The organism is Limnochorda sp. LNt, assembly GCF_035593265.1.
GTDB classification, from domain to species: domain Bacteria; phylum Bacillota; class Limnochordia; order Limnochordales; family Geochordaceae; genus Geochorda; species Geochorda subterranea.
This window is the reverse complement of the sequence record NZ_CP141614.1, coordinates 598,884-621,002: the sequence shown is the minus strand read 5'-3', so window position 1 is coordinate 621,002 and position 22,119 is coordinate 598,884. Positions and strand designations below refer to the sequence as shown.

General features: G+C 68.9%; 13 protein-coding genes, 3 rRNA genes and 2 pseudogenes. 3 read left to right on the top strand and 15 right to left on the bottom strand.

Features of this window, described 5'->3' with window-relative positions; all coding sequences use genetic code 11:
* The first annotated feature begins 101 nt into the window (after positions 1–101).
* Positions 102–1,370: an integrase catalytic domain-containing protein gene (locus VLY81_RS02860; protein ID WP_324669519.1), complete on the top strand. Its 1,269-nt coding sequence runs from the start codon at positions 102–104 to the stop codon at positions 1,368–1,370.
* A gap of 839 nt (positions 1,371–2,209) precedes the next feature.
* On the opposite strand, the gene VLY81_RS02855 is transcribed toward VLY81_RS02860, so the two are convergent.
* The 8 genes from VLY81_RS02855 to VLY81_RS02820 form a co-directional block, all read right to left on the bottom strand.
* Complete coding sequence (locus VLY81_RS02855) at positions 2,210–2,971, bottom strand: SIS domain-containing protein (RefSeq protein WP_324669518.1); 762 nt, start codon at positions 2,969–2,971, stop codon at positions 2,210–2,212.
* A gap of 37 nt (positions 2,972–3,008) precedes the next feature.
* Positions 3,009–4,184 carry a Gfo/Idh/MocA family protein gene (locus tag VLY81_RS02850; protein WP_324669517.1) on the bottom strand — a complete coding sequence of 392 codons (1,176 nt, stop codon included), beginning with the start codon at positions 4,182–4,184 and terminating at the stop codon, positions 3,009–3,011.
* A 46-nt stretch (positions 4,185–4,230) separates the two neighbouring features.
* Positions 4,231–5,100 (bottom strand): carbohydrate ABC transporter permease, encoded by an 870-nt coding sequence (locus VLY81_RS02845; protein ID WP_324669516.1) that lies wholly within the window; start codon positions 5,098–5,100, stop codon positions 4,231–4,233.
* 6 nt (positions 5,101–5,106) lie between these two features.
* On the bottom strand, positions 5,107–5,979 hold the full coding sequence (locus VLY81_RS02840; RefSeq protein ID WP_324669515.1) for a carbohydrate ABC transporter permease: 873 nt from the start codon (positions 5,977–5,979) through the stop codon (positions 5,107–5,109).
* A 170-nt stretch (positions 5,980–6,149) separates the two neighbouring features.
* A complete protein-coding gene (locus tag VLY81_RS02835; RefSeq protein WP_324669514.1) occupies positions 6,150–7,331 on the bottom strand; it encodes an ABC transporter substrate-binding protein in 1,182 nt (393 codons plus the stop codon).
* A gap of 144 nt (positions 7,332–7,475) precedes the next feature.
* Positions 7,476–8,840 (bottom strand): neutral/alkaline non-lysosomal ceramidase N-terminal domain-containing protein, encoded by a 1,365-nt coding sequence (locus tag VLY81_RS02830; RefSeq protein WP_324669513.1) that lies wholly within the window; start codon positions 8,838–8,840, stop codon positions 7,476–7,478.
* A 167-nt stretch (positions 8,841–9,007) separates the two neighbouring features.
* Complete coding sequence (locus VLY81_RS02825; protein ID WP_324669512.1) at positions 9,008–10,045, bottom strand: N-acetylglucosamine kinase; 1,038 nt, start codon at positions 10,043–10,045, stop codon at positions 9,008–9,010.
* On the bottom strand, positions 10,000–10,887 hold the full coding sequence (locus VLY81_RS02820; RefSeq protein WP_324669511.1) for a MurR/RpiR family transcriptional regulator: 888 nt from the start codon (positions 10,885–10,887) through the stop codon (positions 10,000–10,002). The genes VLY81_RS02825 and VLY81_RS02820 overlap by 46 nt, the downstream gene beginning before the upstream one ends.
* A gap of 1,108 nt (positions 10,888–11,995) precedes the next feature.
* Between VLY81_RS02820 and VLY81_RS14505 the strand changes: the two are divergent.
* Positions 11,996–12,637, top strand: a pseudogene (locus VLY81_RS14505) (ISL3 family transposase); the annotation flags it as partial.
* Between the two features lie 23 nt (positions 12,638–12,660).
* The gene (locus tag VLY81_RS02815; protein WP_324669510.1) at positions 12,661–13,596 is read left to right on the top strand and encodes a transposase; all 936 of its coding nucleotides are present in this window, start codon (positions 12,661–12,663) and stop codon (positions 13,594–13,596) included.
* Positions 13,597–13,608: 12 nt separating this feature from the next.
* Here VLY81_RS02815 and VLY81_RS02810 read toward each other — a convergent pair whose 3' ends face one another.
* From VLY81_RS02810 to greA, 7 genes and pseudogenes are all read right to left on the bottom strand, one after another.
* Complete coding sequence (locus VLY81_RS02810; protein WP_324669509.1) at positions 13,609–13,776, bottom strand: hypothetical protein; 168 nt, start codon at positions 13,774–13,776, stop codon at positions 13,609–13,611.
* Positions 13,777–13,794: 18 nt separating this feature from the next.
* Positions 13,795–14,037: pseudogene (locus VLY81_RS14500) on the bottom strand (YkvA family protein); the annotation flags it as partial.
* A gap of 496 nt (positions 14,038–14,533) precedes the next feature.
* Positions 14,534–14,650, bottom strand: a 5S ribosomal RNA gene (rrf, locus tag VLY81_RS02805).
* Positions 14,651–14,737: 87 nt separating this feature from the next.
* Positions 14,738–17,760, bottom strand: a 23S ribosomal RNA gene (locus VLY81_RS02800).
* A 204-nt stretch (positions 17,761–17,964) separates the two neighbouring features.
* Positions 17,965–19,503: ribosomal RNA gene (locus VLY81_RS02795) — 16S ribosomal RNA — on the bottom strand.
* Together the 16S, 23S and 5S rRNA genes form the textbook arrangement of a ribosomal RNA operon.
* Before the next feature lie 449 nt (positions 19,504–19,952).
* Positions 19,953–21,455 (bottom strand): lysine--tRNA ligase, encoded by a 1,503-nt coding sequence (lysS, locus tag VLY81_RS02790; RefSeq protein ID WP_324669508.1) that lies wholly within the window; start codon positions 21,453–21,455, stop codon positions 19,953–19,955.
* A gap of 50 nt (positions 21,456–21,505) precedes the next feature.
* Positions 21,506–22,030, bottom strand: coding sequence for a transcription elongation factor GreA (gene greA / locus VLY81_RS02785; protein WP_324669507.1), 525 nt, complete (start codon positions 22,028–22,030; stop codon positions 21,506–21,508).
* Between the last annotated feature and the right edge of the window lie 89 nt (positions 22,031–22,119).

Genomic DNA, 22,119 nt, shown 5'->3' with positions numbered 1-22,119 from the left:
CTTGCCTCAAAAGAAAAGTACTCGAAATGGGGTCGTTGCCTCAAAACTAAAAGGTACTCGAACAGGCCCAGCCCCCTGCGCCTGGAAAGGAGCCTCCAACCATGAAGCCGAAGGAGGCGCAGGAGGTGCCCCTCTCGTTGCCCGAGCGGCGGGCCGTCGTGCGGGAGCTCGCCGAGCGCTACCGCAAGGCCCGGAAGAAGGAGAAAGCGCAGATCCTGAGTCAGCTGCAGCAACTGTGTGGCTACAACCGCTCCTATGCCGCCCGAGCCCTGCGGCAGGCCAGCCGACCCGGCTCGCGACGGGTGGCCCGGGTACGGGTGCACCGGACCGGGCGGCCTCCGGTCTACACCCGGGAGGTGAAGGAGGCGCTGGTGAAGGTGTGGGCCATCCTGAGCTTCCCGGCCGGCAAGCGCCTAGCGCCGTTTCTGCCGGAGGTGGTGCCCATCCTCGAGCGCTGGGGGGAGCTGAGCCTCACCCCTGAGGTGCGGGAGCGCCTGCTGCGGATCAGCGCCGCGACGGTGGACCGGCTGCTGGCCCGGGAGCGCCAGCGGCTGCAGATCAAGGGCCGCAGCGGCACCAAGCCGGGCAGCCTGCTGAAAGGCGCCATCCCCATCCGAACCTTCGCCGAGTGGGACGACACCCATCCGGGCTTTCTGGAGATTGACCTGGTTGGCCACGACGGGGGCAACCCCAAAGGGGACTTTGCCCAGACCCTGGACATGGTCGACGTGGCCACGGGGTGGACCGTGACGGTGGCCGTCCCCAACAAGGCCCAGCGCTGGGTCCTGGAGGCCCTCAAGCGGACGCTGCCCGCCTTTCCCTTCCCCATCCGGGGCATCGACTCGGACAACGGCGCCGAGTTCATCAACGCCCACCTGAAGCGCTTCTGCGAGAGCCGGTGCCTTACGTTCACCCGGTCTCGCCCTTACCAGAAAAACGACAGCTGCCACGTGGAGCAGAAGAACTGGGCGGTCGTGCGCCACTACGTGGGCTACCTGCGCTACGACACGCCCGAACAGGTGGCGCTGCTCAACACGCTGTACCCCGAGCTTCGGCTCTACACGAACTTCTTCCAGCCCACCCAGAAGCTCGTGCGCAAGGAACGCCACGGGGCCCGGGTGCGGCGCATCTACGACGCCCCCGCCACCCCCTACGCCCGGGTGCTGGCCTCCCCGGACGTGTCGGAGGCGGACAAGGCCGCGCTGCGGGCCCTTTACGCCACGCTCAACCCCGCGGCGCTGCGCCGGCGGATCACGGCCCTGCAGGAGCAGTTGCGGGAGCTTACCCGGCACCGGGTTCGAGCCGCGCAGCGCCCCGGCGCCGTCCCCAACACCGCGGCGGAGGCCCGAGAGGAGATCGCCTGTGGATAAGGGGGTGGCGCGTGCCTACCTCGGCGAGGCTACCGGTTGGTCCAAAGGCACCCGAACCGGAGGGAGGAACCCGGATGAGTACGTTTCGTTATGAGGCAACGTCTCCCCCTTCAGATACCTTTTGTTTTGAGGCAACTAGGTCATTTTGTTAACACTTGGCAGCCATCCAATCGCCTTGCATGCCCACCGCTATGCCCGCTCAGGGTACTGTCGGGTTCGGAACTTCTTTCCGAACGGCCTGGGGAGCCCCGGCCGTACGGGGAGTCTGTCCATGGCCGCGGCTGGCACGGCCGCCGGGTGGGACTACGAGGCCGACGTGGTCGTGATGGGCCACTGCGGACCCGGCTCGGCTGACGCCATTGAGGCGGCCAGCCGCGCGCCAGCGTGCTGGTACGGGAGCGGGGCGCCTTCGGCCCGGGCAGCACCGCCCTCAACGGCGGCATCATCATGACCGCCGAGATGGCGGTGCAGAAAGGCAGCCAGAGTGAGTGACTCGGCGGAGGGCACGTATAAGCACCTCGTGGATCAGTAAGGAGGCGCGGGCGCTCAACCGGTTCGGCGAGGTGATCCCCCGGCTGTTCGCGGCCGGCGCGGCCAGCGGCGGATGGCTCAGCTACTACCCCGGCAGCGGCGCCTACATCCTCAACTGCATGGTGTTCGGGCGCATCGCGCGCCGGCGGCGGCCTCGGAGCCGCCCGCCAGCTGAGCCCACCCGGCGACGCGCGGGCACGGAGCGCGGCGAGGGGCGCCCACTCGGGCGCCCCTCTCGCTCCATGTCGAGGGCGGGCTCGGTGCGAGCCGCCCCCGCCCGGACCAAGGAGATGGTCCCTGTCGACCTCTCAAAGATGGCGCAGGCCCCGGCGGCTGGGCAGCCGTACCACCGGGTCCGGCTCCCCGTCCGCCGGTTGGAGGTTGGCGCTCGGAATGACGGAGGGGGGCGACCCGCGGGCGGCGAGCAGTTCGATGGCTCGGACCATGACGGCGTTCAAGATGGCCGCCCCGGTCACCGTCGACAGCGGACCGACCGGCCGGTCGAGGCCTTGCACCTCGAGGCACGCGTCGCCCAGCGGAGCCAGGTTGTCGACGACCACGTCGGCCACCTCGAAGAGCCGCAGGCCGCTGGGCGCGCGGGAAGGGGTGGCCGCCGAGTGGGCGACGGAGGTGATGGCGATGACCTTCAGGCCGAGCCGCTTCGCCTCCTGGGCCAGCTCCACGGGAACGGCGTTGCGCCCCGAGTTGGAGGCCACGATGAGGACGTCGCCGGGCTCGAACTCCCGGTCTTCGGCGATGACGCGGGCGTAGCCGGAGAGGCGCTCCATCGACGTGCTCTTGCGGGCCCCCTCGTGCAGCATGAGCGCCGTTTCGAGTATGGGGTCCACTCCCAGGATGCCACCCGCCCGGAAGAAGGCCTCCTCGGCCAGGATGTGGGAGTGGCCGGAGCCGAAGACGTGGACCAGCCGTCCGGACCCGACCGCCTCCGCCACGAGACGGGCCGCCCGCTCGATGGGGCCGCCAGGCGTCCGGCCCTCGGCGTCGGCCAGGGCGCGCAGGGCGCCGATGGCACGCTCCAGGTAGCGGACGCTGGCTGCGCGACCGTTCATTGCTCCTCGCCCCCATCGGCGAGAGCAGAGATGGCCATCAACCCTCCGCCTCCCGCCGCGCCGGTCCTTCCCGGCCGGCGGCGGGTCGAAGCAGCCGACCCGCCTCGGCCAGCACCCGGACGCAGGCCAGCGCCTCTTCGCCGGTGGGCAGCGGGCCGGCGCCGAGCGCCTTCCACCGTGCCGGCACGGGCGTGCGTTCGACGGCAGCGTCCAGCAGGTAGGCGAAGCCCGGGGGCCCCGACGTCGGCCCTATCGCGACCTGCACCCAGCTCATCCGCCGGTCGGGGTCGGTCCGGGACGACCGGGAGACGCAGACCGACGCCCGCCAGTTGGCGACGACCCGCTGTATGAAGGCATCGAGGGCGGGATCCGGCTCGGACGGCTCCACGACCAGGCACCATCCGGGCTGCGCCAGCGGCCCCGACAACTTTCGGTAGACCACCGTGCCCCGGCTGCCCGTGATGGAGATGTCGAACTCCACGAGGCTGGAACTGTGCCGCACCCACTCCGACTTGAGCCGTACGGCCGTGCCGGCGGGCGTGCTCCCCAGGATCTCGACCAGATCGAGGCTATCGGGCAACACCCGGCTGGTCGCCGAGGCCGCCCGCACGTGGAGGCGCACCCCGCCGAGCAGCCAGGCCGCCAGATCCACCAGGTGGGGGAGAAGGAAGTGGAGCGGCGAACTGCGCGCCGCCCACTCGCGGCTGCGCCCGCCCCACAACCCCCGCGGCACGGACACGTCGTCGTCGAGCCGCAGGTCCAGGTAGACGGGGTCGCCCACCAGCCCCGCCTCGACGGCCCACCGCGTGGCGACCAGGAGCGGATCGCAGCGGTTGGAGTAGTTGACGAGCACCATCACCCCCTTCGACGCGGCCGCGCGCACCATGGCCTCGGCGTCCTCCACCGTCGTCGCCAGGGGCTTCTCCACGATGATGGTCTCCACGTCGCCGCGCAGGCACGCCTCGAACGGCCCCCGGTGGGCCCAGTCGGGCGTCGCGAGGACCACCACCTGGGGGCGTTGAGCGTCGATGGCGTCGCCGACGTCGGTGTACCAGGCCGCGCCCAGCCGTCCGGCCAGCGCCTCGGCGGCGCCGGGGAGGCTGTCCACGACGGCCACGAGCCGCAGGTCGCCCCGAGACGCCACGGCGCGGGCGTGCATACCGCCCATGATCCCCGCGCCCACCACCATCACCCGCTTGGCGTCGCCGCTCACGAAGCGGTCTCTCCTTTCAACCCGACACAGGACGGCGCCCGTCCCATCACCCGGTGAGCGCCCCCTGGGTCAGACCCCGGACCATGTACCGTTGAAGATAGAGGAACGCCGCCACGGCCGGGATCACCGCGACCACGCCTTCGGCCAGGATGAACGACCAGTTGGTGCCGGCGAACTGCGTGTGCGCCAGGTTGTGGATGTGGACGGCCACGGTCATGGTCCGGAGATCTCGCGACAGCACGAGGGCGTACAGGAGATCGTTCCAGGCGTGGACGAAGGCGAACAGCCACGCCGCCACGAGGCCCGGCAGCGACAGGGGCAGCGTCACCCGCCAGAAGGCGCCCAGGCGCGTGCACCCGTCGATGAGCGCCGCGTGCTCGAGTTCGGCCGGGAAGTTGGCGAACAGGCTGCGCAGCAGCAGCGTGCAGAAGGGTACGGTGAAGCCGGCGTAGCTGAGCACCAGCCCCGTCCACGTGTTGGTGAGGCCCACTCTCGCGAGCAGCACGAACAGGGGCACCACGACGAGCACCCCGTTGAGCAGCTGGGTGACCAGCAGGCCCGCCATCGACGCGGAGGCGAACCGCCCCGGGAACCGCGCGGCTCCCCAGCCCGCCGCGCACGCGACCGCCGACGTCAACGTGGCCGACAGCACCCCGATGCCCACCGAATTGGCGAAGGTCGCGCGAAACGCATCGTCCCGGCCCACCGCCCGGAAGTTGTCCGCCGTCAGCCGCGGCGGGACGAGCCCATCCGACCGATAGAGCAGCTCGGGCGGCGTCAGCGCGCTGAGGAGCCCCCAACCGAAGGGCCCCAGGACCCAGACCACCAGCAAAGCGATGGCCGCCCACCGCGCCGCTTCGGCAAGCCGGCGGGCCGGCTGCGCGGCGCGGGCCCGCGGGAAAACGCCCCGACGCACTCCGCCTCACCCCTCCCCGCGCACCTGACGGACGTAGGACCCCACCAGCAGCAACAGCACGAGCATCAACGCGACGCCCGCGGCGCAGGCCAGGCTCACCCGGTAGAACTGAAACGCCATGGAGTAGATCGCCGGAGCGAGCGTCATGGTGACGTTGCCCGGGCCACCCTGCGTCATCACCCAGATCATGTTGAACTCGTTGGATCTCCAGATGACCAGCAGGAGCGTGACCACCTTCACCACCGGATAGACCAGCGGCAGGGTGATGTGCCGCAGTACCTGGACGGGCGTGGCGCCGTCCACCTGGGCTGCCTCCACCACCTCCGAAGGGATCCCCTGGAGCGCAGCCAGGAAGTTGACGAACGCGAACGGAAAGGCCTTCCACACCGTGACGGCGATGAGAGTGGGCCACACCGCCACCGGGTCGCCCAGCCACAGCACCGGGGCGCGCACGATGCCGGTGGCCAGCAGCAGGCGGTTGATGACCCCCCATTGCCCATCGAGCAGCCAGCGCCAGACGACGGCCGCCACCACGGGAGGCACGACCCAGGGGATGAGCAGCACGCCGCGGCACACCCCCACCAGGCGCCCCGGCCGGTTGAGCAGCAGGGCCGCCGCCATGCCCACGGCCAGCTCGCCCGCCACCGTGCCCACCACCCACAGGCCGGTATGCCAGACGAAGGAGCGGAAGTCCGGCGAAGCCGCCAGGCGGGCGTAGTTGCGCAGCCCGACGAAGGTCGACTCGTAGAAGCTGCGCAGCAGGTACATGTCCCGGAAGCTGAGGTAGACGACCCATGCCACCGGCCATGCGACCAGCAACGCCGCGACGAGCAGCGCGGGCAGCTGGAGCACGGCCCCCCAGTAGGTCCCGAGGGCCAACCGGGGCCGGCGGGGCCCCAACGCCGCCGCTGAATGCACTCCCGACGAGCCAGCCCGAGTCACCGTACGCCGTCAGCCTCTCCCCACGAACTGTCACGCAAGACAGGGGGCCGTCGCGGGCCCCCCTGTCTTCCTGCCGGGCGAGGAAGCCCCGACCGCTGCTCCGGCCGTCACTTCGCGATGACGGCCCCGATCTCGTTGCGCAACGATTCGTAGGCCCTCTCCGGCGTCAGCTGCCTTCGGAACAGCGCGAGCATCTGGCGGGTGAAGATGCGATCGATCTCCTCGGCCGGAGAGTACGGCTGCACGCCCACCAGACGGGTCGTGTTCATCAGGTCGAGCCAGCGCTCCTGCCACCACCGCACCTGCGGCCCGAGGGCGCGCACCCTGTCCTCCACGCCCAGGCCGGTCTTCGGAGCCATGTTCATCGGCCACTCGTTGACAACCCGGCGCTGCGTCATGAACCGGATGAACTCGGCGGCGGCCTCCTTGTTGCGGGAGTCCTTGAACATGACGTACCCGACCGTGTAGACCGGGGTGACGGGCGCCTGCAGGCGGGGGCCGAACGGAACCGGCAGCACCGCCGCGTTCTTGGCCGTCAAAAGGTCCGGCGCGATGGGCATGAGGTCGCCGTGGAAGTACGAACCCGTCTCGAAGAGCGCGATCGTCCCGCTCACGAACGCCGCGATGTTGTCCCGGTGCACCCAGCTGACCTGAGCCGGGGGCATGTAGTCGAACAGCCCGTCCAGGAAGCGGAGCACCTCGACGTAAGCCTCTTTCTTGTCGAAGTCGGTCAGGTTGACGAGGCCGTTGCTGGGCCAGAACGACTCCGCGTGATGGGCGGTCAGCCGGGGCTCTCCGAGGCTGAACAGCGTGCCGTAGACCCTCGGCTTGTTGGTCACCTTGGCGGCGGCCGAGGCGAAGTCCTCCCAGGTACGGATCCCGTCCACGTCGACGCCCAGCGGCGCCAGCAAGTCACGCCGCGCCACCAGACCCAGGCCGACCAGCGTGAAGGGAGCGCCGTACATCTTCCCGCCGTACACCACGTCGCTGCCCGGCTCCGTCAACGCCGGGAGGTACTCGTCCTTGGTGGCCCCCAGCCAGGCATCCAGCGGCTCCAGGATCCCCATGCGATACCAGTCGTTGAGCTGGCGAGGCGCATACCAGGCCACGTCCGGAGGCGTCCCCGCCGCGATGTAGGCCATCACCCGAGGGAAAAGGTCGGCCCAGCTGACCAGTTCGTAGCGGACCCGGATATCGGGGTGGGTCCGGTTGAACTCCTCCACCCACTTGCGGTCGTGCTTCTGCTCGACCTCGGCCGTCCCGGCGCTGAGGTAGATGATCTCAGTCACCTTCGCCGCCCGCGACGGCGCGACGGAGGCGAGACTCACCACCGCCGAGCACACCGCCAGCCACAGAATCGCCCACGTAGTTGCCCGCCTGTGGCCCATGAGTGCGGACCTCCTCTCCGTGCCAGGCCCATAACGGGCCTCCGCTCACCCTTGCGGCGAGCGGACGCCGTTCGCCAGGAGCTTTCGCGCGAGCTGCACCGCCTCGCTCACCACCTCCTCACCCACCCCTGCCGCCAGCGGGCCCGGCAGCCGGTAAACCAGGTACGCCTCGTCGACCTCGTAGCCGCCCATCTGGTGGGCCCGCCGGGACGGCAGGTACCCGACGCAACCGTTCGCGTACCCCACCACCACGCAACGCCCCGGATGGGGGCCTGACCGGTCCTCCACGGCCTCCCGGATGGCGAGGCCGATCTCCGCGAAGGGCTCGGCCGCGAGGCCGACCACGGCCAGGCCGCCGATGCGCACACACTGCACCTCCATCAGGGCCCCCACCGGCTCCCCCGGCCGGACGGGCGGCGCCAGCTGGGCCGACCACGGCAGCCGCCGATCGAGCATCTCCCGGAGAGCCGCCAGGGAGCCGCTCGCCACGAAGGGCTTCAGCTCCCGCAGGGAGGCCTCCGTGGGCTCCGGCGCCGTCACCACCGGCAGCACCAGAGTCCGGCGGGCCGCCCCCACCGGTCCCGAGAGCTCTGCCCAGCCCGGGCCGTGCCACAACCTTCCTATCTCCGTCGCGAGGGCCCGCGCCACGGAGTCGACCAAGTGCCAGCCGGGATTGGACCGGCCTCGAGGGTTGACGTCGCCCCCCGTGCCCTGCCAGAAGATGCAAGGGACCCCGATGACGCTCTCGACCGTCGCCCTCAGCGATCCCGGGTAATCGGCGGAGACGCTCAGGTTGTCGGGGCCCAGGCAGACCGGGTGGCAACCGTAGTGGACGACCAGGGCAGCCGGTGCGCCGTCTTCGCGCTCAATGCGGATGAGGGTCAGGTAGGGGTCGACCGGCCCGGCGGGATCTTCCCCGATGACCACGCGGCCGTCGGGTAGCACCTGCCGCCGGTTGACGCCCGCCCGCACGATCCCCCGGGCGACCGCCAACCGTGCCGGCGAGCGGCGCCGCATGGCCAGCTCGACGGCGCCTGCCACCTGGAAGGGGAGCCACGCCACGTAGGCCCGCTCCCGCTCGTCCATCACCGGGGTCACCGCCGCCGGAGGCCCGGAGTGGGTGTGCGTCGCTGCGATCATGACGCACGACGGGTCGAGGCCCGTGCGCTGGGCGACGATGCCTCGGGCGGGGCCGACCACGTCCGGGTGCACGCTCAACAGGTCGGCGCAGACGATGGCCGCCGTGCGGGTCCCGTCGTCTACGACGATGGCGTGGGCGAAAAGATCGTCGTGCACGTCGGCCGCGGCTCCCGTCCGCGCCGCGTAACCCACCAGCAGGGTGCCTGGAGGCGGGGTGATGGCCAGTCGCGCGACCCCCACCCGGTAGGCGGGCCGGGCATACTCGCTCATCTCGTTTGCGGCCTCCCCGGTGACGCGAATGGGTGCGGTTTTGTCATTCAGCAACCTGATATTTCGGCGTTGGGTGAAGACTTCCTTCCGAGCGGCTAATAAAACGTTGCGGCCCTACACGCGCCGCACCCGGCGGGGAGATCCTCACCCCTTCCCGGCCCGGCAGGTCAGGTGAGGGCCCGCTTCAAGGCACCGGGCAGGTCCACAGCGCCTGCGAGCGCCCTGGCCAGGAGAACCGCACCTTCGACGGGTGGCTGTCGCAGGGCCTCCACCCGCTGGCCCGGGCGGAGGGCCGCGAGATGGCTCTGCAACAGTTGGACGTACAGCGCCTCCCGGGCAAGGCCGCCGCAGACGGCCACCGGAGCATCGGTCGGGAGGCCCGAGCGTCGCAGCGCGGCAGCGGTGGCCCGGGCAAGCTCCAAGGCAGCATCCGAGAGCAGCTGGAGGGCCTCCCGATCACCCTCTCGGGCCGCGGCCACGACAGCGGGAGCTATGGAGGCGATCCGGCGCTTGGCCTCGCCGGGGTCGTCGTAAATCCATCCGATGAGGCGGCGCAGCTCCGGCAAACCCGTGCACGCCAGCACCACGCCCTCCAGCGAGCTGGGAGGCCCCCAGCCTTCGGCCGCCGCGATGGCCCGCCGGATGGCGCGGACGGCTATGTCGTAGGCGCTGCCCTCGTCTCCCAGCAGATGGCCCCAGCCCCCGACCACAGTACGGCGGCCGGACCCTTCGATCACCAGGACCATCGAGCCGGTGCCGGCGACCACGACTGCTCCGGGGCAGCCGCCCGTCGCAGCAGCCCACGCCGCCAGCGCGTCGGTGTCGGCCCGCACCTGCCGGGCGGGAAGCCACCCTCGCCACAGGGGCTCGAGCGACGCTTGGCTGTCGGTCTCCTCGTAACCGGCGAGAGCGATGAAAGCAGCGGCCAGCGGCGGGCCCTCGCCGGTGGGCCCGCCAGCCACCGCGGGCTCCGGGCGGCCCGCCGCCCAGGCCCGGCGGAAGCTGGCCTCCAGCGCAGCCCGCGCCCGCTCGATCCCGACGGCCCGGTGGTTGCCCGGTCCGGCCTCGCCCTCCCCGACTAGCTGGCCGGCCACGGTGCCGATCCGGCAGACGGTGCGGGTGCCTCCGGCGTCGAAACCCGCGACCAGGTCGTCCGAGGTCAGTACTTGAGAGGCCGTACGCCCTCCGCCGTCCTCTCGAGCCACTCCAGGGCCTTGTCGTAGTCGGCCAAGCACAGCCCCACGAACAGGGCGTCGATGATGCTCAGCTGGGCGATGATGGAGGGTATGCCGCCGCTGCCGAAGGGCGTCTCCTCCGCCGCGGTGACCAACAGGATGTCCGCGTAGCGCGCCAGCGGGGACTGGCGTCGGTTGGTGATCGCGGCCACCGTGGCTCCGCGACGCTTGGCCAGGGCCGCCGCGTCGACGACGTCTTTGGTGCTGCCGCTGTGAGAGAAGACGATGGCGAGGTCATCGGGTCCGAGCAGAGCCGCGCCGGACGCCCGCCAGTGGACGTCGGTGTAGGGCATGCTCTCGATGCCGATCCGCATCAGCTTGTAGTGAGCATCCATGGCCGACAGCCCGGACGTCCCGGACCCGTAGAGGTGAATCCGGCGGCTGTTGCGGATGGCGCGGATGAGCGCGTCGAGCTCACGCACCTGCAGGTTGGCCAGCGTGTCGTCCAGGGCCTGATGGTTGGCCTGATACACCTTCCGGATCGCGGTGGCCAGGTCGTCGCCTCGCTGGATGTCCTGATGGATGTGCCGCTCGGGAGCCACCATCTCTCGGCTCAGCGCGATCTTGAGCTCCTGAAAGCCTCCGAAACCCAGTGCCCGGCACAGGCGGATGACCGTGGCCTCGCTGACCCCCGCCTGCTCGGCCACCTCGGTGATGGAGCTGTACACCACCTCCGGCGCATGGTCGAGGATGTGGCGAGCCACCCGCTGCTCCGAGGGTCGCAGCTGGGGAAACAACACCTTGAGCCGGGGCAGGCAACGAGGCGTCTGGGACGCCGAGTAGCGAGCACGGTCGACCTCGTTGGGCTCCATGGAAATGCGCGCCCCCCCGGCGGCAGCCATTCGTCCCGCGCAGGTAGAGTTCCTACCAGCGCGGGCCCCGCCGGTGGAAAACCATCTACCTCCCCGGGCCGCAGGCGGCCGGCGGCGAGCCACCCGCCGCCGTCCCGGTGCGGGGGTGCGCCCCGCTTAACCCTCGTGCCGGTAGACCTGCCAGCCCAGTACTTGCCCAGAGCCTCCTCCACGGCGCGGGCCGTCCGGGCCATGTTGATGCTGACGTGGTGCTCGAAGCCGTTCTCTCAAGTGTAGCGCCCGGATGGTGCCGGCGACGTCGTCGGTGGAGATGGCCAGCTACGCGAACGGCGCCGACCCGATGCGTCCGCAGGGTGTAGTAGAAGGTGACGTCGCGGTCCGTGTCGTCCCCGCAGTTGTTGTTCCAGTCGTCGATAGCGTTGGGCCGGCCCGAAGAAGCTAGCTGCAGCACGTACATCGGCAGCGCCCTGCTCACGTTGCGGAGTACGAGGCAAGCCGACTACCGAATACAATCCATGCCGGCCACCCCGTACTATCCATGTCGACCAGCGATGCCGGGTGAAGCCGACCACCGCCCACGACCCATGCCGCCCTCTTTGGACGGTCTTCTCGTAATCGGTGGTCGCCATGCCCCGTAATCCCCGTCGGGACGGGCGGCGCTGGATACCAAACGGCCATCAGGGATAAGGGCGCTCAAGGCCGAAGCGTGGGGGCCAGCACCGGGAAGGAGGGCTGGCCACCCTAATAGCTCAACGGAAGGTATCCACGCGCAAGATCCGGGAGATTCTGCGGCTACGGCATGTCGCGAAGTAGGGGGCGCGGGTGAAGCTACGGGTCAGGACTCGCTCTTCGTGCGTTCGCCCTGCCAGCAGGGAACGGGCTATTGTACCCTCGGCGACGTGCGGCCGGTGGAACCGCTCAACCCACGGCGCCGCTAAACCGGCCTTCGCCCTGCGAGCAGCGTGCGAAATGCGGCCCACATCACCAGAAGCGCGGCGACCATGTCAAGGCCGGTCTAAAACTGGCTCTCCCGCAAATGTGGTGAAGGTCCACAAGAAGGCGGGTAGGAAAGAGACGCACACGCCTTCCTGCAAGGGGTGAAGGGAGTGTGCGAAACCCGTTCCTACCCGTCGACCAGTATACCATTCGTCTTGCTTGTGTCGACGATGAGGCCCTTGTGTTGGTGGTGGGGCGTCGAGCGAGACGCGCCGCATGCCCGGAGTGCGGGCACTGGAGCCGACGTCTTCACTCGCGGCGGTGGCGAACCGTCTTGGACGCGCCGGTGGGGAGCCGGTCGGTCCGACTGCGGCTCCTGGTGCGCCGTTTCTTCTGCATGGAGCCCGCATGCCCCAGAGTCACCTTCACGGAGCCATTCCCGTACTTGGTGGGACGCTATGCCCGGCGAACCGCCCGACTTGAGCGTCTCTTGGCGAGGTTGGCGCTGGCCATGAGTGCCGAGGCCGCCTCCCGCATCGCTCGGGCCCTTGAGATCCCCGTCAGTCCGGATACCCTGGTGCGCCTCGTGATGCGGATCCCGCTGCCTCCCGTGCCGCCGGTTCGGGTGCTGGCGGTCGACGATTGGGCCTGGCGAAAAGGACACCGCTATGGCACGATCCTATGCGACCTGGAACGCCGACGGCCGGTGGACCTTCTCCCCGACCGATCCCCCGAGACCCTGGCGGCGTGGCTACGCGCCCATCCAGGCGTCCAGATCGTCGTCCGCGACCGCTCAGAGGGTCATGCCCAAGGCATCCGGCAGGCGCACCGGATGCGGTGCAGGTGGCCGACCGGTGGCACCTGCTCGAGAACCTGGGCGAGGTGCTGGAGCGCTACTTCCAGACCCTCCGCCTGCCGTCCATGGAGGCGGCACCGTCCCCGCCGGCCGCGCCGGTGGTGCCTGGGTCGACCCTGGCGGCGACCCCTCAGGCCGCCCTTCGACGTCGTGCCCTGGAGCAGGCCGCTCGCCAGCAGCGCCGGCGCGAGCGCTACGACCAGGTTCGCACGCTCCACGCACAGGGTCTCGGGATCCGGGAAATCAGCCGACGCTTGCACCTCAGCCGGGCGACGGTGCGGCGCTATCTGACCAGCGCGACGGTACCCGGTACAGGGCCCCGCCGCAGGCGCCCGAGCCAGCTCGATCCCTACCGGAGCTACATCCTCCAGCGATGGGAGCAGGGATGTCGCAATGCGCGGGCGATCTATCGGGAACTGCGGGCCATGGGCTACCTGGGTGGCCGCTCCCAGGTTGCCGCGGTCGTCACCGCGCTGCGCCGGTCGGCAGGCGGTTCAGAGGAGGCACCGCCCGCCATACGCCCGGTGACCCCCCGGCAGCTGGGGCGATGGTTCTGGCAGGCTCCGAACCGCCGCTCTCAGGCCGAGCGGGCCTACCTGACCTCCCTGGCCGAAACCGACGCCCACTTTGCCAAGGTGTGGCTCCTTGCTGAGGAGTTCGCCCAGATGGCACGCCAGCGTCGCGCCGACACCCTGGCCGCATGGATCGACACAGTCAAGCGGGAGAGGGTTCGTCCCTTGATGGGCTTCGCCCATCGCCTCGAACAGGACTTCCAAGCAGTGTACGAGGCATGGCGCCTTCCCTGGAGCAATGGCCCCACCGAAGGGTGGATCCACAAGCTGAAGACTATCAAGCGCATGATGTACGGTCGAGCGGGACTGGACCTGCTACGCCACCGGCTCCTTTGCTGCATCTGAGGTTGCTCCAGTTCACCACATTTGCGGGAGAGCCAGTTTATCACCGGCTCCAACAACCACCCACAGCACCACGACGATGACGCCGCCCGCCCGGCTTACTGGCAGGACGACCCCTCTCGCCGCCTTCTCCCGGGCCTCGGCCATGACCGCTGGCGGGATGAGCCGCAGGGCAATCAGCACGCCGACGGGAATGAGAAGGAGGGCGTCGAGCTGCCCAAGCACGGGAATCGGATCGGGAATGAGATCGATGGGGGTGAGCGCGTAGGCAAGCACCAGCGCCGCCCAAGCTTTGGCGTACCAGGGGACTCGGGGATCCCGGTAGGCCAGGAAAAGCGCCGCCGTCTCCTGCTTTAACTGCCTCGCGCGCCGAGCCCACGAGCTCCTCCAGTTTACAGCCGGTTCGGGCGAGTTCCGGCGTCCTTCCCCCGCAGACGTCCGCATCGTTCGGCAACCCCCTCAAGCCCTAAAGGGGCCTGTCCGACCTCGGCCCCGTCCTTTGCTTCAGCCGGCCCAGATCCGCCAGCGAGCCCGGGCCATCGCGTCAGAGCGCCCGCACACCCGCGGTTCCCCTGGAGGACAGCGAGCACCCGAGCCCGATACAAGCGAGCGTGAACCTTCGCCCGGACACCCGCCGAAAAGCCCGTCCTGTTGCAGTTCCCGAGTACCCCCTAAGGGGTACCCTTCGTGTACCCAGGACCTTCACAGAGCGCTACGGTCCTTCTCATGCCGCAGAGTGCAGCGTTTCCAGAAACTGCCGCTCCCGGACTGGCAGAGACTGGTAGGAGAGGCCCGTGAACTCCCGTCCCTTGCCGACTACGGAAACGACACCGAAGTCCACGACGTGCTACGCAGAGCCACAAAAACGTCACGGCCTCGACCCAGGACCCCTTTCGTGGGATCCATTCGTGGGATCGAGGCCGTGACCCGATCAAGAGCGTCCCGGCAGCGACCCGCTCTCCCGTGGGGTGGCCCCCACAGTACCCTAGGCGCTGGAGGTTTTCACTTCCGTGTTCGGCATGGGAACGGGTGGGACCCCTCCGCCATGGCCACCGGGAACTTTGGCGCCGGGTTTTGGGCCGGCGCCCTGAAAACTGCACAGCGTTTGGAAGCGAGGCGCCTTTTGAGGCGGCCGAGTCGGGCGCAGGTCAAGCCCTCGACCGATTAGGACCGGGAAGCTGAGGCGGTTGCCCGCCTTGCACCCCCGGCCTATGGACCTGCTCATCTGTGCAGGGGTCTTACTCCCTTGACGGGATGGGAGATCTCATCTTGGGGTGGGCTTCGCGCTTAGATGCCTTCAGCGCTTATCCCGTCCGCACGTAGCTATCCAGCCGTGCCCCGGGCAGGGCAACTGGCACACCAGCGGTGCGTCCGTCCCGGTCCTCTCGTACTGGGGACGGCTCCCCTCAGATCTCCGGCGCCCGCGGCAGATAGGGACCGAACTGTCTCACGACGTTCTGAACCCAGCTCACGTACCGCTTTAATGGGCGAACAGCCCAACCCTTGGGACCGACTCCAGCCCCAGGATGCGATGAGCCGACATCGAGGTGCCAAACCTCCCCGTCGATGTGGACTCTCGGGGGAGATCAGCCTGTTATCCCCGGGGTAGCTTTTGTCCGTTGATCGACGGCCCTTCCACTCGGAACCGCCGGGTCACTAAGCCCCGCTTTCGCGCCTGCTCGAGCTGTCGCTCTCGCAGTCAGGCTCCCTTCTGCCTTTGCACTCACCGCGCGATGCCCGACCGCGCTGAGGGAACCTTTGGGCGCCTCCGTTACCTTTTGGGAGGCGACCGCCCCAGTCAAACTGCCCACCAGGTACTGTCCCCGGCCCGGCTTCACGGGTCCGGGTTAGAACGCCCGCCCCAGAAGGGTGGTATTCCACGGTTGCCTCCACCGAGCCTGGCGGCCCGGCTTCCCCGGCTCCCACCTATCCTCTACATCCAGAGCCGGCATCCCATACCAGGTTGCAGTGAAGCTCCACGGGGTCTTTCCGTCTAGCCGCGGGTAAGGAGCGTCTTCACTCCTTCCTCAATTTCGCCGAGCCCCCCGTTGAGACAGCGCCCAGGTCGTGACGCCATTCGTGCAGGTCGGAACTTACCCGACAAGGAATTTCGCTACCTTAGGACCGTTATAGTTACGGCCGCCGTTCACCGGGGCTTTGGTTCGGAGCTTCGCCCTTGCGGGCTAACCCCTCCCCTTAACCTTCCGGCACTGGGCAGGCGTCAGCCCCTATACCTCGCCTTGCGGCTTCGCAGAGACCTGTGTTTTTGGTAAACAGTCGCCTGGGCCCTTTCACTGCGGCCCCCTCGGGCTCGCACCCGCTTGGGGCGCTCACCCTACCGGGGCACCCCTTCTCCCGAGGTTACGGGGTCAACTTGCCGAGTTCCTTAACGGGGGTTCTCTCGCGCGCCTGTGGCTTCTCGCCTCGCCGACCTGTGTCGGTTTGCGGTACGGGCACCCCGCCCCTGGCTAGAGGCTTTTCTCGGCAGTGCAGGCCCGGCCAGTTCGCACCCTTGCGGGCGCTCCCCGTCGCGTCTCGGCGTCTCGAGGCGGCGGATTTGCCTGCCGCCTCCGCCTACGCGCTTGGACCCGGCCTCTCCAACGCCGGGATGGCCTGCCCCCCTGCGTCCCCCCATCGCTCATGACGGGACGGGGTGGTACGGGAATGTCGACCCGTTGTCCATCGCCTACGCCCTTCGGCCTCGGCTTAGGTCCCGACTGACCCTGAGCGGACGAACCTTCCTCAGGAACCCTTCGGCTTCCGGCGGACCGGATTCGCACCGGTCTTTTCGCTACTTATGCCGGCATTCTCACTTCCGCCCCCTCCACCCGGGCTTGCGCTCGGGCTTCCCCGGAAGCGGAACGCTCCCCTACCACCGCCCGGCCCCTTCGCCGGGCGATCCGGCGCTTCGGTGGCGGGCTTAGTCCCGTCCATTTTCGGCGCAGGGCCGCTCGACCAGTGAGCTATTACGCACTCTTTCAATGATGGCTGCTTCTAAGCCAACATCCTGGTTGTCTGGGCGACCCCACATCCTTTGCCACTGAGCCCGCGCTGGGGGACCTTAGCGGCCGGTCCGGGCTGTTCCCCTCTCGACGACGAAGCTTATCCCCCGCCGTCTGACTCCCCTGGCCCCGATGACGGCATTCGGAGTTTGAACGGGATCGGTAGCCTCGCGGCCCCTCACCCGATCAGTGCTCTACCTCCGCCACCGGCTCCCCAGGAGGCTCGCCCTCAAGCGATTTCGGGGAGAACCAGCTATCACCGGGTTCGATTGGCATTTCACCCCTACCCACAGCTCATCCCAGGTCTTTTCAACGACCACGTGGTTCGGGCCTCCACCGGGGATTAGCCCGGCTTCACCCTGGCCATGGGTAGATCACCCGGCTTCGGGTCGGCAGCGGGCAACTCATTCGCCCTGTTCGGACTCGGTTTCCCTACGGCTCCGGAGCTTCTGCCCCTTCACCTCGCTGCCCACCGCCACTCGCCGGCCCGTTCCTCAATAAGGACGCCGTCAGGCCGCCTGCCCCCCGAAGGAGGCAGGCCTGGCCCTCCGACTGCTTTGCAGGCCTACGGTTTCAGGTTCTCTTTCACTCCCCGTCAGGGGTGCTTTTCACCGTTCCCTCGCGGTACTGGTCCACTATCGGTCGCCTGGCGTATTTAGCCTTGGGAGGTGGGCCTCCCAGCTTCCCACAGGATTCCCCGTGTCCCGTGGTACTCAGGTACCGCAACACCGACCGGCCACCCCTTCGCCTACGGGACTCTCACCCTCTGCGGTGGGCCCTTCCAGACCCCTTCGGCTCAGGATGACCGGCCGGCCCCGGCGGCCACCGCCACCGGGCCTTGCGGCCCTCCAACCCCGGCCGGGCAACGCCGGTGGGCTTTGCCACCCGGCCGGTTTGGGCTGTTCCCCGTTCGCTCGCCGCTACTGGGGGAATCGCGGTTGCTTTCTTCTCCTCCGGGTACTGAGATGTTTCACTTCCCCGGGTGCCCCTCCGGTGCCTATGGATTCAGCACCGGATGCGGCGGCATGATCCGCCGCAGGTTGCCCCATTCGGAGATCTCCGGATCGACGCCCGCTTGCGGCTCCCCGGAGCGTTTCGGCGCTTGCCCCGTCCTTCATCGGCACCAGGCGCCAAGGCATCCACCGTAGGCCCTTCACGCTTGGCCGACGCCTTCGGCTCGGCTTCTGCCTTCTCAGGCGCTCGTCGCTTCACCACGCTGTGCAGTTTTCAAGGTGCCGCGCCCCTGGCGCACGGCGCCGCCCGGTCGGACGGCGCTCCCTGAAAACTAAACAGTGAGCCCTTCGCGCAGGCCGGCTCGAGGCAGGGTGGACCTGGGCCCGGTGGGGGAGGGGAGTCGTGCGCTCCTTAGAAAGGAGGTGATCCAGCCGCACCTTCCGGTACGGCTACCTTGTTACGACTTCACCCCAGTCATCGGCCCCACCTTCGACGGCTGCCTCCCTGGCGGGTTGGCTCCACCGGCTTCAGGTGTTGCCGACTCCCATGGTGTGACGGGCGGTGTGTACAAGGCCCGGGAACGTATTCACCGCCGTTTGCTGACCGGCGATTACTAGCGATTCCGCCTTCACGCAGGCGAGTTGCAGCCTGCGATCCGAACTGAGGCCGGCTTTGAGGGATTGGCTTCCCCTCGCGGGGTCGCAACCCGCTGTACCGGCCATTGTAGCATGTGTGTAGCCCAGGGCATCCAGGGCATGATGATTTGACGTCATCCCCGCCTTCCTCCGGCTTGTCGCCGGCAGTCCCCCGCGAGTGCTCGGCTCGCCCGTTAGCAACACGGGGCAGGGGTTGCGCTCGTTGCGGGACTTGACCCGACACCTCACGGCACGAGCTGACGACAACCATGCACCACCTGTGCCGGCTCCCGGCCCCAAGGCCGGGTCGGTCGCCTTTCGGCTCCCTACCTCCGGCATGTCAAGCCCTGGTAAGGTTCTTCGGTTAGCATCGAATTAAACCACATGCTCCACCGCTTGTGCGGGCCCCCGTCAATTCCTTTGAGTTTCAACCTTGCGGCCGTACTCCCCAGGCGGGGTGCTTAATGCGTTAGCTGCGGCACGGAGGGCCTACACCCCCCACACCTAGCACCCATCGTTTACGGCTGGGACTACCAGGGTATCTAATCCTGTTTGCTCCCCAGCTTTCGTGCCTCAGCGTCAGGACCGTCCAGGTAGCCGCCTTCGCCACTGGTGTTCCTCCCGATCTCTACGCATTTCACCGCTACACCGGGAATTCCACTACCCTCTCCGGCCCTCAAGACCGCCAGTCTCCTGAGCCCTTCCCCGGTTGAGCCGAGGGCTTTCACCCAGGACTTAACGGCCCGCCTACGCACCCTTTACGCCCAGTGATTCCGGGCAACGCTCGCCCCTTACGTGTTACCGCGGCTGCTGGCACGTAGTTAGCCGGGGCTTTCTCCGGGAGTACCGTCCTTGCTCGTCCTCCCGAACAGGGGTTTACGACCCGAAGGCCTTCGTCCCCCACGCAGCGTCGCTCCGTCAGGCTTTCGCCCATTGCGGAAGATCCCCGACTGCTGCCTCCCGTAGGAGTCTGGGCCGTGTCTCAGTCCCAGTGTGGCCGACCACCCTCTCAGGCCGGCTACCCGTCGTCGCCTTGGTAGGCCGTTACCCTACCAACCAGCTGATGGGACGCAGGCCCCTCCCCGGGCGACCCTCTCGGGCCTTTCCTGCACCCAGGATGCCCCAGGTGCAGCCCTCCGGTATTAGCCCCCCTTTCGAGGGGTTATCCCGAACCCGGGGGCAGGTTACCTACGCGTTACTCACCCGTCCGCCGCTGACCTCGCCCCTCGGGTTGCCCCGAGACGCCAGGCCCGCTCGACTTGCATGTCTTAGGCACGCTGCCAGCGTTCGCCCTGAGCCAGGATCAAACTCTCCGACCAAAGCCTCGCACCAGCACGGCCAGGCCCCCACCGGCATCCGCCCGCAGGCTGGCCCCGCCGCACCAGCGCCAAGCCCTCGACCGTCGACTCCCAGACCCTGGCTCCGGAATCACCAGACCTCTTCAGGCCTGGGCCCGCCACCGACCGCCAGGCTGACCCTCCCTCGGCCCGCCTCGCGTCCGGCTCACTGTTTAGTTGTCAAGGAGCACCGCCGCCATGTCCGAGCGGCGAGACCCTACGTTACACCGCCTCGTCGCCCGCCGCAAGGCCCACTTGCTGGAAGCCCTGGCGTCAGGCGCGCCGAGCGGCCAGCTCAGCCAGCGGTGGAAGGTCGCCGAACGGCTCGTGACATGGATCCGGGCGCCGTCGCACGGCGCACCTCTATTTCTAGCATGACCCTGCCGACAATGCAAGAGGCAATTTGAGCTTCCCCGCCTCCCCCGCCGTTCTCAGCCGGGCTCCTCGGGCCGCAGCAGCGGAAAGAGGATCACGTCACGGATGGAGGGGACACCCGTCAGCACCATGACCAGCCGGTCGATGCCGATCCCCAGGCCACCCGCCGGCGGCATGCCGTACTCGAGCGCGAGCAGGAAGTCGGCGTCGTAGGGGTGCGCCTCCTCGTCTCCCCTGGCCCGGCGCGCCGCCTGCGCCTCGAAGCGCCGCCGCTGCTCGTCGGGATCGTTGAGCTCCGAGAAGCCGTTGCCGATCTCCATCGTGCCCAGGTACGGCTCGAAGCGTTCGGTAAATGCCGGATCGTCCGGTCGACTGCGGGCCAGCGGCGAGACCTCGACGGGGTAGTGGGTGATGAAGACGGGGCCCCAGAGCTCCGGCTCCACCCGCGCCTCGAAGATCTCGGCGACGAGCTCGCCGAAGGTGGTCCCCTGGGGCGTCTCGATGCCCGCCCGCCGGGCCGCCTCCCGGGCCTCCCGGGGATCCCGCGTCGAGCGAAGGTCGATGCCGGCGTACCGGTGAATGGCATCCAACATCGACAGCCTGGGCCACGGCGGCGTCAGGTCGAGGCGCCTGCCTGCGTACTCCACCACGCGACTGCCCAGGCAGCGCTGCGCGACGTACGCCACGCAGCGCTCCGTCAGATCCATCATGTCCTGCCAGTCGCCGAAGGCGAGGTAGGCCTCCAGGGCCGTGTGCTCCGGGTTGTGACGCGGGGAGATCCCCTCGTTGCGGAAGTTCTTGCCGATCTCGAAGACCCGCTCCAGGCCTCCGACCAGCAGGCGCTTGAGGTAGAGCTCGGGCGCGATGCGAAGGTAGAGATCCATGTCGAGGGCGTTGTGGTGGGTTACGAAGGGACGCGCGTTGGCGCCCCCGGCCACGGGATGGAGGACGGGCGTCTCCACCTCCAAGAATCCCTCGGCGACGAAGAACTCCCGCACGGCCCCGATGATGGCCGAGCGCAACGCGAATCGGCGGCGCACGTCGGGGTTGGCCAGCAGATCGACGTACCGACGCCGATAGCGCAACTCCACCTCCTTGAGCCCGTGCCACTTCTCGGGGGGTGGCTGCAGCGCCTTGACCAGGGGCGTGTAGACACCGACCTCGACGCTGATCTCCCCGCGCCGGGTCCTGGTCACCGTCCCCTTGACTCCGACGATGTCGCCCCGGTCGAGCTCGAAGAAGGTGGCGAAGTCGGGACCGAGGCGGTCTTCGCGCAGGTAGAGCTGGATCCGCCCCGAGGCGTCCCACAGGTCGGCGAAGCCGATGCGGCCGTGCCGGCGAAACGTCATCAGCCGCCCGACCACGGCCACCTCCTGCCCCTCCAGGGTCGAGAAATCCTCGACGACGCTCGCGGCGGTATGGGTCCGCCGAAAGGGAGGCCCGTACAGAGGCGCCCCCGCTGCCCTGAGCTTGGCCAGCTTGGCCCGGCGGACGGCGACCTGTTGCGAGAGCGGCTGGGGAGTAGCGGCGTCGTCGTCGGAGCGCTGCGATGCGGACACGGGCGCTGCCTCGCTTTCGTGGCCCTGGGCCCTCCCCTGGCGTCGACCCGTCAGCCGCTGGTCGGCCCCTGACCGGGGCGGGAGATGGCGACCACCTCGTACTGAAGCTTGCCGGCCGGTGCGTCGACCTCCACCACGCTGCCGACCCGCTGGCCCAGGATGGCCTTGCCCACCGGTGACTCGTAGGAGAGGCGGCTCTCCGAGGGATCGGCCTCGGCGGGGCTGACCAGGGTAAACTCCAGCTCCTCGCCGGTCTCAAGGTCCTTGAGCCGCACTCGGGCTCCGACCGTGACCAGCTGCCCGTCGCCCTCCAGGCCGTCGTCTTCCACCACGCGGGCCCGCCCCAGGATGGCCTCCAGACGGGCGATCTGGGCCTCGAGGGTCGCCTGCTCCTCCTTCGCGGCGTCGTACTCCGCGTTCTCCGAGATGTCGCCGAACTCCAGTGCCTGCTTGATGCGGTTGGCCACCTGAGGACGACGGACGGTACGCAGGTAGTCCAGTTCTTGCTCCAGTCGCCTCAGGCCTTCCGGAGTGAGGAGGATCTCTCCCTCGTTTTGGGCCGCCACCGCATCCACGCCCCCCTGCATCCTTGTCGAGGCCTACGGCCCCTGCCGACGCTCCACAGAGTGCACGAGCACTGGCACCGCCCCTCGGGAGCGCCAGT

Bases quoted from the DNA above. Each gene is read 5' to 3' on its own strand.
- VLY81_RS02860 (WP_324669519.1), top strand. From the start codon at position 102: ATGAAGCCGAAGGAGGCGCAGGAGGTGCCCCTCTCGTTGCCCGAGCGG.
- VLY81_RS02855 (WP_324669518.1), bottom strand. From the start codon at position 2,971: ATGAACGGTCGCGCAGCCAGCGTCCGCTACCTGGAGCGTGCCATCGGC.
- VLY81_RS02830 (WP_324669513.1), bottom strand. From the start codon at position 8,840: ATGAGCGAGTATGCCCGGCCCGCCTACCGGGTGGGGGTCGCGCGACTG.
- VLY81_RS02820 (WP_324669511.1), bottom strand. From the start codon at position 10,887: ATGGAGCCCAACGAGGTCGACCGTGCTCGCTACTCGGCGTCCCAGACG.